Here is a 12,895-nt window from a genome sequence, read left to right as displayed (position 1 = left end):
TGTTCTAAAACGCAAATTCGTTTCGGTATCCAGTTTTCAAGGATCAAGGTACTACTTGAGAGCTTAAACTCTCAAAACTGACCAACGAGTGAGTAACAGGCCTAAACCTGAGTTTTGGAAGCTAAGCTTCCGATTTGAATGTTTCCGTTGCAGGAAACGATTCTCCATAGAAAGGAGGTGATCCAGCCGCACCTTCCGATACGGCTACCTTGTTACGACTTCACCCCAATCATCTACCCCACCTTCGGCGGCTGGCTCCCTTGCGGGTTACCCCACCGACTTCGGGTGTTGTAAACTCTCGTGGTGTGACGGGCGGTGTGTACAAGACCCGGGAACGTATTCACCGCGGCATGCTGATCCGCGATTACTAGCAATTCCGACTTCATGCAGGCGAGTTGCAGCCTGCAATCCGAACTGAGACCGGCTTTGCTGGGATTGGCTCCACCTCGCGGCTTCGCTTCCCGTTGTACCGGCCATTGTAGTACGTGTGTAGCCCAGGTCATAAGGGGCATGATGATTTGACGTCATCCCCACCTTCCTCCGGTTTGTCACCGGCAGTCACTCTAGAGTGCCCAGCCTTACCTGCTGGCAACTAAAGTCAAGGGTTGCGCTCGTTGCGGGACTTAACCCAACATCTCACGACACGAGCTGACGACAACCATGCACCACCTGTCTCCTCTGTCCCGAAGGCCGCCACTATCTCTAGTGGATTCAGAGGGATGTCAAGACCTGGTAAGGTTCTTCGCGTTGCTTCGAATTAAACCACATACTCCACTGCTTGTGCGGGTCCCCGTCAATTCCTTTGAGTTTCAGTCTTGCGACCGTACTCCCCAGGCGGAGTGCTTACTGTGTTAACTTCGGCACCAAGGGTATCGAAACCCCTAACACCTAGCACTCATCGTTTACGGCGTGGACTACCAGGGTATCTAATCCTGTTTGCTCCCCACGCTTTCGCGCCTCAGCGTCAGTTACAGCCCAGAAAGTCGCCTTCGCCACTGGTGTTCCTCCACATATCTACGCATTTCACCGCTACACGTGGAATTCCACTTTCCTCTTCTGTACTCAAGCCACCCAGTTTCCAGTGCGACCTCAGGTTGAGCCCAAGGTTTAAACACCAGACTTAAATAGCCGCCTGCGCGCGCTTTACGCCCAATAATTCCGGACAACGCTTGCCCCCTACGTATTACCGCGGCTGCTGGCACGTAGTTAGCCGGGGCTTTCTTCTCAGGTACCGTCACTCCGGTAGCAGTTACTCTACCGGACGTTCTTCCCTGGCAACAGAGCTTTACGATCCGAAAACCTTCATCACTCACGCGGCGTTGCTCCGTCAGGCTTTCGCCCATTGCGGAAGATTCCCTACTGCTGCCTCCCGTAGGAGTCTGGGCCGTGTCTCAGTCCCAGTGTGGCCGTTCACCCTCTCAGGTCGGCTACGCATCGTCGCCTTGGTGAGCCGTTACCCCACCAACTAGCTAATGCGCCGCAGGCCCATCTCCTTGTAGCAGATTGCTCCGCCTTTCATCCTTCGTCCATGTGAACAAAGGAATTATCCGGTATTAGCTACCGTTTCCGGTAGTTATCCCAGTCAAAGAGGTAGGTTGCCTACGTGTTACTCACCCGTCCGCCGCTAAGTTAATCCGGAGCAAGCTCCTTCATAACTCCGCTCGACTTGCATGTATTAGGCACGCCGCCAGCGTTCGTCCTGAGCCAGGATCAAACTCTCCAAATTGGTTTTTTCGAGCGGTTACTTCACCCGAATTACTTCGAGAAAATAACCATCCGAAAAAGATATTGAAAAGAGCGATTGCTCAATTTGAAACATCTGACGAGAATTTACATTCTCACGATGAAATTTCTAAAGCGTATAAATACGCTGTGAAACTCATCAGTTTTGGATTTCACTTGCGTGATTTCCATACTCACTCGTTGTTCAGTTTTCAAAGATCAAGCAGCCAACTAACTGGCCGGATTAATAATATATCACGTTTTATACCTCTGGGCAAATTGTAATATTTTCCACACCTTTTATCATACAACAGCCTATAGCTTTCCTGGACAAAAACACCGCCAAGATCTCTTGACGGTGTTCTCTCTACTATAGATGGCCAAATATTATCGAACATTTGGCAGAGACAATGCCTTGTCTGCATTCTGAATATCCATTTGCAGCTGCTGAGCGGGATCGTAGGCATTATAGTACCCGTTATCTCTCATATAATTAAACACATGCTCATGCAAGGTGACTGCTTTGGAAAATTGAGTGCTCAGTGTATTTCTAACTTCTGGGCTCGCTGACTCAGAGATAGCGCCAGCATAGTTTTTCAAACCGCTTTTACATGCAAGCAGCAAATCTGTAGCAATTACCTGATCCGTCATTACATTCATTCCAGTTAGATTTTCAACAATCGGGTTCATCTTATGCCTCCTTTATTATACAAGCAAATTACGGATTTGTTGAATATCCTCTATACCTGCCTGGATATCTTCTTGGAGAATTCCTTTTAGATTGTTATCCGTTACCATCGGCAGCATGGTTTGACTTTTGGTCAGACAGTTAGTTTTAAATGTAAGCAACTCGTGCAATTCCATCGTTTCATGCACACCTAATTGTTGTTTTGGCATGTGTTTCGCCTCCTTCCTTCCCTTATGTTATCTCCTGAAGGAGCTATAATATTCAGACAAATCTTCACATCACCGGGAATGAGATAGATCACACACATTTCTTTTACCGCCATACGCAAATCATTTAGTTTATCCCCGGCTTGGGCTATAATAATAGGTAAATAAGCTTATGAGGTGTATTAGTGAAAGAAGACAGGTATGAACATGTGGATGAATTATTGGGGGCTTTTCAGCAATTCTCCAAGATGAATTGGCAAAAGCTAACGATGTTTGGGCTAAAGCCCAGTGAAATACGGGTGCTGATCACGATCAGACTCCGCAATACAAAAGCAGACAAGCAGGTGCTGACAGTCTCCGAGATCAGCAAGCTGCTTAAGGTAACTTCCCCTACGATTACACAGATGGTGAACAGCCTGCTAGCACAAGGTTTTGTTGTGCGCACCAGCGACTCACAGGACCGGAGAATCAGCAGCATTGTCTTGACGGAAAAAGGCGAGCTGCTCGCAGATAAAGCCGTCGCCAAGATCCGTGAGATGTTTAAAGGCATGGTTGATTATTTGGGCCAGGAGCAAAGTGAAACTTTAATTGAACTCCTGAACAGGGTACATGCCTATTTTGAACAAATACAGAATCAGCCGGATGTCGACTAGAGTGTACAAAAAAAGCACAAAGCGTAGGTTGGAAACCTATACTTTGTGCTTTTGGTTATTGTTCCAGGTCCGGCAGCTGCAAAATATAGCTGTTGGACAGATGCAGCAGACGTTGTACAGCATCAAATTGCGCTTCTGTAGATCCGCCCTCAAGACTGGAGTTATCCAGCTGGCTGTAGTTGGTACCGTCCCCGTAGGCATCCCCTGTTACATAAATGCTCTTGTCATTAATGAAGGAGCCTGTCGGCAGGAAATGTCTGACCGGCAGCAGGTTGGTCTGCTGATTAAACAGATCTTCACCAAAATGCAGCTGATTCTGAACCGATACTCCCAGCAGATTGGCCACCGTCGGCAAGATGTCGACCTGGCCGCCTGTGTGATCCATTACCGCAGGCAGTTTAGCACCCGGCGAATGGACGATGAACGGAATGTTGAACATATCGGTGTAGCCATATTCATGGCCGACCAGTCCATTGATTAATTCCTTCTCATCACTGCCAAGCGTGTACATCGGCAGTCCCTGGTGATCGCCATAGAAGACGACAAGGCTGTCATCCCACAGGCCGCTTGTCTTCAGTTCCTCAAGAAATTGCCCCATCGCATAATCCGCATAATTCTGGGCACGAATATAATTGCCCAGCAGCGTTCCCTCAAAGCGCTCCGGCAACTCTATCTTATATTTATCTTCCGGCATATGGTATGGATGATGGGCGGTCATCGAAATCACCATCGCATAAAACGGCTTTTCCCCGGCATCCATCCGGGAGAGCTGCGGCACTGTTTTGGCAAACAGCACTTCATCCGATGCGCCAAAGGCAATATGGTCATCGTCGCCAAAAAAGGACTGGTCATAATAGGTGTCGAAGCCTACCGCTTTGTATAACTCCTTGCGGTTCCAGAAATCCACACTATTGGTGTGGAATGTTGCCGTGTCATAGCCATTCGAGGCTAGCAGCTTCGGCAAACTCGGCACAGATTTCTCCATATACGCCGAAGAGGTAGCCGGCTCATTCTTGGGAACGTAGAAAGAGGTGTTCACCACAAATTCCGCATCCGAAGTTGTCCCTTGGCCCGCATTCGTATAAAAATTATTGAAATACGTATTTTCTTGTACCAGCTCATTTAGATTTGGAGTGATCTCCTGGCCGTCAATGGTTAGTCCGAGCAGGAAGCTCTGGAACGACTCCATTTGCACCACAATAAGGTTTTTGCCTTTATCAGCCCCATAAAATTGCGGTGCTGCCGGCTCCTGGATTCCTTTCAGCTCATTGACCGCCTGCTGGGTAATCTCCTTGCTGTCAATAAGCTCCTCGTCCTCAGTGGTATCAGCAAATAGGGTATACAGCTCGTAATTGAGAATCCCCATACTCTCCGCTTTTTTTATCTCATTCATGCTCGCATGATTTGGCCAGATGCTAAAGAAGCAGAGTCCGATGGAAACGGCCGTGATGACCAGCAGAACTGCCCGGTTCATGCGCTTCAAACCTCGTTCCTTCCATTTGGCAATATATTTGGGACGGAACATAAAGAAGAGGAAGAAAATAATATCCACAAAGATAAACAGGTAATAGGGGGCGATCAGAGAATACGTGCTTTCTCCTACCTTAGTGACTTTATCTGCTTGCTGCAAAGCATGATATGTAGCGATCACCCCGTAATATTTGTAATACATCAGAACGGAAAAATAAATAACCGTAATCAGCAGATTGGCGATCATGTAGTACAATATCTTCCGCTTCGAGGCCAGCCATTCAATCAGACTGAACACAATGATGAAAAAGGGGATTTCCGTTAACACCATGCTCCAGTTGGGACCGTCGTTAAAGACAACAAACCAGGCTACTGCACTCTTTATAAGCAAAACTAAGCTAAATAATACAATAGGCTTGTATAATTTATTTTTAATATCGAATTTGTTCATAATGACTCTATCCCTTTCCTTAAAAACTTGGCCAGCCGCCGCACCCCCTCCCGATTTCAGAAAGCTTCTCGTTAATCCAGATTAGGGATAGATCTGATGCGGTACCGGATGACCCTTTTTTTTAGCCAACCGATGACAGCAGCGTCTACGAACCCTGTAATTGCCGGACTCAGCACACCATATTTGGAATGTCCGTGTTTTCGCTCCTGATGCGTTACTGTAACCTCGATGACTGTAAATCCGTTCATTTTGGCCAGTGTAGGCAAAAAACGGTGCATGCCATTGTATAAAAAGAAGCTGTCCGCCACTTCCCGTCTCATAAGTTTTAAGGGAGATACCGAATCCCGGATCCTTTCGCCCGTAAGCCAATTTCTTACTCCGCTGCCGATCCATGAGGATATCCTTTTCAAAAAAATATCCTTCCGGTTCTCCCGTTTGCCGTTTACAAAATCCACTCTGCCGATAAAGGGCATCAGCCTGAATATATCGCGCGGGTCGCTTTGCAGATCGGCATCCATGAGCGCGACCAGCTCTCCCCTGGACTGCCTTATGCCCGCCCAGACAGCAGCCGTCTGACCGCAATGTTTCTCGAAATGAATGACCTTCACCGACTTATCAGACCGTGCAACCTCATCCAGAATCAAGGCGGTCCGGTCCTTGCTGCCATCGTCGACTAGCACAATTTCATAGCTGTCCACCTTGTCTTGCACCGCATCCGTTATGCTCTTGTGAAGCTCCCGGATATTGCCTTCTTCATTATAAATCGGTACGACCACAGACAATCTAACCAAACAGATTCACCTCAGTACCAATTAATATATTCATGCTGCACCCGAAGGGTACGGGACAGTAAAAAAACGCAGGTTAGTGCGTTCCGGTCCGATCCAAAAGATTTAACAGTACTACTGCATTAAATCACAAAATAGATAGGTTATCAACCTATTTTTCCAGACGTTTTGTCCGGCAAACCGCCGAAGAACTTATTATTTTCCGGAGCATAAAAATAACCCCCCTTGTCCGCAGCACCGCGAAGCAAGGGGTGTTTGTAGGCAGGCTTGAACTGCAGGTGTACCAGGATTGGCGCATCCCGCTTCTATCCGTTACTCGGCCCGGTCGTACAATCCGATTAATTCATCGAAAGAAGTAATAATAACGTCTGAGCCCTTCAACTCATCCTGACGTCCGAAGCCTGCATAGGCACAGCCGATTACGGTCTGTCCGTTTCCTTTGCCGGCCTCCACATCGGAGGAACGGTCCCCAACCATCCACGCGCTGCTGATCCCGTGATTGTCCAGCAGAATACGCAGCAGCTCGGTTTTGGTCGCAGTACCTTGTCCACCAGCACTGTACAAGCCCTCGAACAAATCCTTCAGCTCATGCACAACAACGATGCTATGGATGTAATCCTCCAACCCGTTGCTGGCCACGAACAGCTTGACTCCACGTTCATGAAGTGCGGTAAGGGTCTCCTTAACCATCGGATAGAGCTGGGTGCCGCCTGCTTCCAATCCCTCAACCTCCATCTGCAGCAGCAGCTCATCCGCCCGGCGGTGTACAGCTTCATCGGCATCCGGCATGACATTCTTCCAAATTTGCTCCAGCAGCATGCCAAGACTGCCCAGAATAAGTTCCTCGGGCGGAGTCGGCCCGGTATGAAGCCCTTCTTCCCGCAGGATGTCAAACATTTTATGGTAAGCAGGCAATAACAGGCTTTCTGTCTGGAACAATGTTCCATCCATATCAAATACAATTGCTTCCGGTTTCTTTAGCATCAGGTTACTCATCCCTTCCAAATTGTTCTGCGAGTGATCTCTGCTCTGCACATGCAGCTCTAAGTTACATTCCTTTATGATATAGGAAAGCAGCGTGTATTGTCTATGAGCCGAGATTAACAAAAGGGACCGGTGACGGACACTGCAACGTGTCTGCCACCGGTCCCCCGCTGTCATTGTAATCTGTGAGGTTAGGTTAAGAAATTAGATATGGTCAAAGCTCGAAATCAATTCATCAAGAACATCTTTGCTTACCATTTTACCTTTGAAGTTAATCAGGTTTTCCGCACTTCCAGAGAAGATGCAGGTAGGCTCATATTTTCTGAGAATGATTTTTTCACCATCAACGAAGATCTCCAGTGGGTCTTTTATGTCAATTCCCATTGTTCTGCGAAGCTCAATCGGAATCACGATACGTCCCAGTTCATCTACTTTTCTTACAATACCTGTTGCTTTCATCATTATGCATCCTCCCTTGAAATAAACACTTTATTTAATCATTTGTGTTAAAAGCTATCATAGCTTCTAAATAGTAGGAATGATCACGCTATAATTGCATTTTAAAGTGCTATTTCTTTCCTGTCAATTTAATTTTCTACAACTTTTGATATTTATCGACAAAATATTCGTTATAATCTAGAGTCAATTCGACAAAATATTCGATGTTTATAAATTATAATAGCCGAAAACGTCTGCCATTGACAGTTTTTTGTAGATTTATAGGTGACAATTAATGGGGGGATTAGCAGAATGAAGATCGGGTTACGGAATGATCTGGAGCTGAGGGTCAAGACAATAAACGAACTATTGAATCATATAAGCTGCCTATAAAGCTTTCATCAATCTGTTTGATATGGATAATACGATCCTTAAAGGAGCCATCTGCAGAATAAGTTGCTTCAAAGCAATCGTTTATTCGTTCAATATCTATTTCTATATCCGTTGCCATCTTCTCCGGACCTTCATAGCCAAATAAGACATATATAGCGATATCGTAGAATTTCTTGTTCAGAATCAAGGAAAAATAAGAATACATATTCGTTGTGTTTGTTTCAGGAACAACGTCTATACCGTATAAAACTCCGAGGGGGTGATTCGTTGCGAAATAACTGTTATAGTTATTATTTTTGAATTGCGCTTTTAACCATAAAACAACTTCAAAACCAGTGTCAGCAGGGAAGTAAATGGACACCATAGGCTCCTCGATTAGCATGGGGCTGCTGTTAAGGGTACATATGTTGTGCAGCTTAAATAAACTATGCCATAACTTAATGTTAGTACACGGTTTGTTAACTATCCTATTCATATCTTTTCCTTGGTAATTGTCAATAAACACTACATTTTTATTGAATTTCGAAACAACTCTATGTAATTCAAAATAATCACCGGAACAAAAATCTCTACCTATCACAACGAGCGTGTCAATATTATCAGCATAAGCCGATAGAGCTGTATCAAGAGCCTCTGAAGCCGAATCAGCAGGAACGACAATTTCATCGTGCATGTTAACGCTCAGATGCGAATAATCTATTCTACATTTTTTATTCACGTGGCAAATTAATACGTTACTCATCCAATCTGGATCAGCATAGTAAAATCCCCATTGTTTGTCGTCCATATAATTAGTTGCCATCTTCAGCAATCCGATTTTTATTTGCTGCAGATCAGTTAGACGGAATTCTCCAATAAGCTGGCATACTTTGGCTGCGATCATGGGCGCAGCGAAACTGCTTGAGTTGCTGCACACTTTTCCATTCCATTTGTGTTTTGCAAAAGCCGTAAATTCTATACCGTCGATGATATTATCATTAACATAAAACCCACTTTCGCGCAAAGTGTTGCTCTCTTCTCTCTTAACACCTATAACGTTTGAAAAGGAGGCAGGATACGTAATATATCCATGATTACTTGCAGCACTTACAATAACCAGGCCTTGACCGGCAACCTTATTTATGACTTTTTGTGTTGCGGATAAGTCTGCTGAGGAATGGCTTCCCAAGCTGACATTTGCAACCTGGATACGATTTTGGACGCACCATTCTAGTGCGCTGTACAGCTTCTGAATGTTTCCGCTTAAGGTATCTGACAATATCTTCAAGCTATATATTTGAATATCAGGATAATAGAGCTTTATTATGCCTGCACAGACAGTGCCGTGGGTTATTCTTTCAGGACTATCTATTGTATAAGTTTCTGTCGTAAAATCATCATTGAAGATCAACTGCTGAACAACAGATTCACCAAGTAAATATTCATTGACTCCGTCATCAATCACGGCAATTTTCACTTTAGCTTTGATGTTCATCGTCTCCTTTTGCCATACGGCAAAAATAAAACCGCCTTATTGGTCACAAACACTTTGACCCAGGCGGTAGACATGATCCAAGAAGGTATTAATCATTTAAATTAAACAAATCCTTTTTCCGCAGCCTTGAATCCAGACTGGCTTGATGCACACTATTTATATACAGGCTATTTGCTTCTTCACCGCTACTTGAGGCCTCTGTAATTGACCCGAATTGTGAGAGGAGCGTGCTGCTGCTTAACTTACTCAACATATCCATCTGCTCCGCCTTCTTTTTTTGGTCTGCCTCTACTTCTTTTTGAATTTTTTCCCGCTCGGCAGGTGTCAAATAATCACCAATAACCCAAAACGTAGCTGTTCCATCCGGATGTATAATTACCCCGCTGGCATCACCCGGTTTATCATTAGCGCTGGATGCAAAATGGTCCTGTATGATCGCTTCTACCTTTTTATACATTTGCGGATCTGTTGCCGACTGATTTAATATATTGGGAGCAATTGCAACATTTCCTTTACCAACACCATGGGAGTACACACGCTTTACGGCTTCTTCGGTCTTGGGTATGGCTTGCACATTGATCTTAATGCCAAATTTTTTCTCCAATCCCGTCAAAACTTCTTCCGAATTCGTTGTCGATAACGCCTCTTGAAAAGAAACCCCCGAATTCTGATTTTTCTGGCTTACCCTTGTTGCCTCCGAACGATTCAGGCTATTGAGTGAAGCTACATTCAACAAATTAAACCAACTCCTTTATTCTTTTTTCCTGTATAATGCGGCAAACCGTATGATATATTCGGTCTAAGCTGTGGAAGCATCCATTTAATATATCGGTTTCCGGAATTTGTATTTTTAGGGTTTCCTCAATATGAACAAAAAGAACCAACAAATCCCGTGGAGAAAACTGCATCGTCCCGCCCAATAAATCCTCATAAAAGTAGTTTTCGTTAAGCTTGTTCTTGTCCATTCCCATTACGCCGAATAATATTTCGTTCATCTGTTCACGCACTTGGTCCAGGTCCATAAATATCACCCTTCCTTTATACGATTTGCATGTTTTCATGCAATAAAAGAGCTTCACAGAATTCTGATAATTTCAAAGTGTCTGTCCCATTTAACGAATTAAAGAAAGGTACTTTGGATTCCAGCGATATTTGTGCCTTTTTTTCATCGACCAGCTTAGAATCAACCGTAAAAAACCTCAATTCTTTATCCTGTTTGCTTCGGCCCGTATCGAATTTATGATTGGACATATTAAAACAGTCAATATCAAAACCTAATTTATGCTTTGTAGACACACAGATTTTATCCAGGAACTCTCCATTAAATTCATCATAGGTCAGGTTCATAATGCCGACATCCGGATGAATCGCGCTAGCCGCCTCGAATGCAGTAATGCCAAATCTATTAGTAAACAGATTATTATATACCATGGTCCCGCCTGGAATTCCGATGATCATAACATCAGGTTGCTCGCTCAATTCAATATGTTTACAGAAATGATTAAAAAGAAATATTTTATCCATTTCATCTTCCTGATGATTAAACATAAATTCGGGAAAGGAATGGAATCCCATAATCTCACAATAAGATTTTGTCCCTATCTGGCTTACTTTGTAGCCTTCATTCAAGAAATAGTTCCTTAGACTGAGCTGAACATCAAATTTATTGGATTTTTCCATCAGACTCGCTACACAGATGATCGGCACATTGATATCGAGCAGTATTTTCTCAACAAGTTCTACTTTAGTTCTGTCAATGTCAATTCCAAAAAAACATGTGAGCTTCACATTGTTTTCCAGACATATCGTCTTTACCATTTCCACTTCATGATCCGGACATCTGTTCAACAGAACAATGTCTTTTCCCAGCCCTGCAGCACTGACAATTGCCGGGAACACAACTTTTTCAAAACTGCATTCAAACTCACAAATTATTAACACATCAAATTCATCATCCGAAAAAGAATCTTTAACTTCTATCCCTACATCCTCACCACAATAGCTGTACGCCGCATCTTTTCCATTCAATCCAAAGCCCAAGGGTGCCATCAAAGAAACAAGTTCATAGTTGTCCAATAAATTGGAGAATCTGACCACCGGACCGAATTCCGCATGATATGGATAAACAACTGCTCTTTTTTTCACCATTGTCCCCCCATTACACTTTTTCTTTGTCAAAGTCGTAGCCCAGCTCTCTTAGAACACAATAATCCTTAAACAAATTCTCAGTGTTTTCTTTAACCCTGTTGCAAATGCTTAATTTTTTGGCAGCAGAAAACTCACTGATATCATCCGCGGCCATTGCACAAGAAGTACAATATCTAAATGCCCAGCATTGCTTGCATTCTTTCTCCGTTATAGCTCCAATATTTAATATGTTCCGGATATTATCCAATTCAAAACCTGTATCGATATGCCCAATTCTCATTACACTTGATGCTTCACTAACTCTTTCACATGGGTATAAAGCGCCGTCTGCGTTGACGAATAATCGTTGTACTCCTGGAACACACGGTCCGGAGTGGTGATCTTTTTTCACATCATAAAAGGAGATTCTTAGCCTGTTGTGAACATTCTCCTGGATTTGATCGAAACTTTCCATCACCAGCTTCGATACCTCTTTTTTCTTAAGCCTATCAAACTTATAGAGGAATAATTTGAACACTTCGTAATTATACATCTTGATAAAGCTGTCATTGATAGAGGACTCGCTCTTTTTATAGCTGCTTGCTATATCACTTGCCATAACAGCAAAGTCTTTTACGGTCTCATAGTCTGAAAAGAAGTTTGTGGAACAGCTGAAATCCGAATTCGGATCAATGACCGCATTGAACATCACTTTATTCACATAGTCCGGGGTTTGGTTTTTGATAGTTTCAATATTTTTCATAATAGTCTGGAAGGTGCCTTTATGATTTACCGCAAAAACGCGGTTTCTATCATGTGCGACTTCATCCCCGTCCAAGCTGATGGTTAAATTAAAATCATTAGAAGATAAGAACTCCAAGGTTTCATCAGTAATCAGGGTTGCATTTGTAGTGAGGTTAAACGTTAGTTCTTTGCCTGCACTTTGTTCTCTGGCATAGGCAACACAAGCTTTTATCAAGTCCATTTCCAGTAATGGCTCTCCGCCATAAAATCCAATATTAATGCGTGGAGAGTCTACAGAGTGCTCAATTAGAAACTTAATTGCTTTTAATGCGACCTCTTTTTTCATTCTCTTATTGGTATGTACTCTGTGTAAATAACTCCCGGAATAGGCGCAATAGCTACATCTCAAATTGCAGTTTTGCGTGACTTGCAGAGTGATCGAGCCAACATTTCTGGTTAAATTGTGCTGCAAGGAGTCGCTCATGGGATGAATCATCTCAAAATCCTGTTTCTCCGCCAAAAAACCGGAATCCATTAAGGTTTGAATTTCCGGTTCTACATGTTCAAAGTTTGAAGCTCTATAGCTCAACAAGGCTTCATAGGATCTTCCCTTTAATTTGAGAAATGTATTTGCGTTGGCATCGAACATATATTTCCCCGTTACCGTTTCAAACAAATGAAATATTGGCACCTGAACTCCCCCCACTCTAAAAGTGAAGCAGGACAGCCTTTTTATAAAGCCATTAAGCCATCCTGC

Annotated in this window: 12 protein-coding genes and 1 rRNA gene; 1 reads left to right on the top strand and 12 read right to left on the bottom strand. The window is 43.8% G+C overall.

The features are described 5' to 3' along the window. Positions 1–170 precede the first annotated feature (170 nt). The 3 genes from NST07_RS09855 to NST07_RS09845 all read right to left on the bottom strand — a co-directional run bounded on the left by NST07_RS09855 (position 171) and on the right by NST07_RS09845 (position 2,619). Positions 171–1,726 (bottom strand): 16S ribosomal RNA (locus tag NST07_RS09855). 383 nt (positions 1,727–2,109) lie between these two features. Next, complete coding sequence (locus NST07_RS09850) at positions 2,110–2,412, bottom strand: spore coat protein (protein ID WP_341091413.1); 303 nt, start codon at positions 2,410–2,412, stop codon at positions 2,110–2,112. Between the two features lie 15 nt (positions 2,413–2,427). Next, on the bottom strand, positions 2,428–2,619 hold the full coding sequence (locus NST07_RS09845) for a hypothetical protein (protein ID WP_341091412.1): 192 nt from the start codon (positions 2,617–2,619) through the stop codon (positions 2,428–2,430). A gap of 182 nt (positions 2,620–2,801) precedes the next feature. Between NST07_RS09845 and NST07_RS09840 the strand changes: the two genes are divergently transcribed. Beyond that, the gene (locus NST07_RS09840) at positions 2,802–3,269 is read left to right on the top strand and encodes a MarR family transcriptional regulator (protein WP_341091411.1); all 468 of its coding nucleotides are present in this window, start codon (positions 2,802–2,804) and stop codon (positions 3,267–3,269) included. Positions 3,270–3,324: 55 nt separating this feature from the next. Here the strand turns inward: NST07_RS09840 and NST07_RS09835 are convergent, their stop codons facing one another. The 9 genes from NST07_RS09835 to ccpM all read right to left on the bottom strand — a co-directional run bounded on the left by NST07_RS09835 (position 3,325) and on the right by ccpM (position 12,844). Then, positions 3,325–5,190 carry an LTA synthase family protein gene (locus tag NST07_RS09835; RefSeq protein ID WP_342481447.1) on the bottom strand — a complete coding sequence of 622 codons (1,866 nt, stop codon included), beginning with the start codon at positions 5,188–5,190 and terminating at the stop codon, positions 3,325–3,327. 71 nt (positions 5,191–5,261) lie between these two features. Beyond that, entirely contained in the window at positions 5,262–5,981 is a 720-nt protein-coding gene (locus tag NST07_RS09830; RefSeq protein WP_341091409.1) for a glycosyltransferase family 2 protein, read from the bottom strand. Positions 5,982–6,290: 309 nt separating this feature from the next. Further along, positions 6,291–6,974, bottom strand: coding sequence for an HAD hydrolase-like protein (locus NST07_RS09825; RefSeq protein ID WP_341091408.1), 684 nt, complete (start codon positions 6,972–6,974; stop codon positions 6,291–6,293). A 192-nt stretch (positions 6,975–7,166) separates the two neighbouring features. Beyond that, positions 7,167–7,424: an AbrB/MazE/SpoVT family DNA-binding domain-containing protein gene (locus tag NST07_RS09820; RefSeq protein ID WP_038588784.1), complete on the bottom strand. Its 258-nt coding sequence runs from the start codon at positions 7,422–7,424 to the stop codon at positions 7,167–7,169. Between the two features lie 325 nt (positions 7,425–7,749). Beyond that, positions 7,750–9,267 (bottom strand): S8 family serine peptidase, encoded by a 1,518-nt coding sequence (locus tag NST07_RS09815; protein WP_342481446.1) that lies wholly within the window; start codon positions 9,265–9,267, stop codon positions 7,750–7,752. Positions 9,268–9,355: 88 nt separating this feature from the next. Further along, entirely contained in the window at positions 9,356–10,003 is a 648-nt protein-coding gene (locus NST07_RS09810) for a DUF6033 family protein (RefSeq protein ID WP_341377884.1), read from the bottom strand. Position 10,004: 1 nt separating this feature from the next. Next, positions 10,005–10,289, bottom strand: coding sequence for a peptide maturation system acyl carrier-related protein (locus NST07_RS09805; RefSeq protein WP_341091405.1), 285 nt, complete (start codon positions 10,287–10,289; stop codon positions 10,005–10,007). Between the two features lie 16 nt (positions 10,290–10,305). Beyond that, positions 10,306–11,412: a TIGR04066 family peptide maturation system protein gene (locus NST07_RS09800; RefSeq protein WP_341091404.1), complete on the bottom strand. Its 1,107-nt coding sequence runs from the start codon at positions 11,410–11,412 to the stop codon at positions 10,306–10,308. A 13-nt stretch (positions 11,413–11,425) separates the two neighbouring features. Further along, positions 11,426–12,844, bottom strand: coding sequence for a Cys-rich peptide radical SAM maturase CcpM (gene ccpM, locus NST07_RS09795; RefSeq protein WP_342481445.1), 1,419 nt, complete (start codon positions 12,842–12,844; stop codon positions 11,426–11,428). Between the last annotated feature and the right edge of the window lie 51 nt (positions 12,845–12,895).

Origin of the sequence: Paenibacillus sp. FSL L8-0340, from assembly GCF_038593145.1 — a bacterium.
In the GTDB taxonomy this organism is placed as follows: domain Bacteria; phylum Bacillota; class Bacilli; order Paenibacillales; family Paenibacillaceae; genus Paenibacillus_AQ.
This window is presented reverse-complemented; position numbering and strand designations above follow the sequence as displayed.

Coding starts and splice junctions, on each gene's coding strand:
- NST07_RS09850 (WP_341091413.1), bottom strand. CDS start 2,412: ATGAACCCGATTGTTGAAAATCTAACTGGAATGAATGTAATGACGGAT.
- NST07_RS09845 (WP_341091412.1), bottom strand. CDS start 2,619: ATGCCAAAACAACAATTAGGTGTGCATGAAACGATGGAATTGCACGAG.
- NST07_RS09835 (WP_342481447.1), bottom strand. CDS start 5,190: ATGAACAAATTCGATATTAAAAATAAATTATACAAGCCTATTGTATTA.
- NST07_RS09825 (WP_341091408.1), bottom strand. CDS start 6,974: ATGAGTAACCTGATGCTAAAGAAACCGGAAGCAATTGTATTTGATATG.
- NST07_RS09820 (WP_038588784.1), bottom strand. CDS start 7,424: ATGATGAAAGCAACAGGTATTGTAAGAAAAGTAGATGAACTGGGACGT.
- NST07_RS09815 (WP_342481446.1), bottom strand. CDS start 9,267: ATGAACATCAAAGCTAAAGTGAAAATTGCCGTGATTGATGACGGAGTC.
- NST07_RS09805 (WP_341091405.1), bottom strand. CDS start 10,289: ATGGACCTGGACCAAGTGCGTGAACAGATGAACGAAATATTATTCGGC.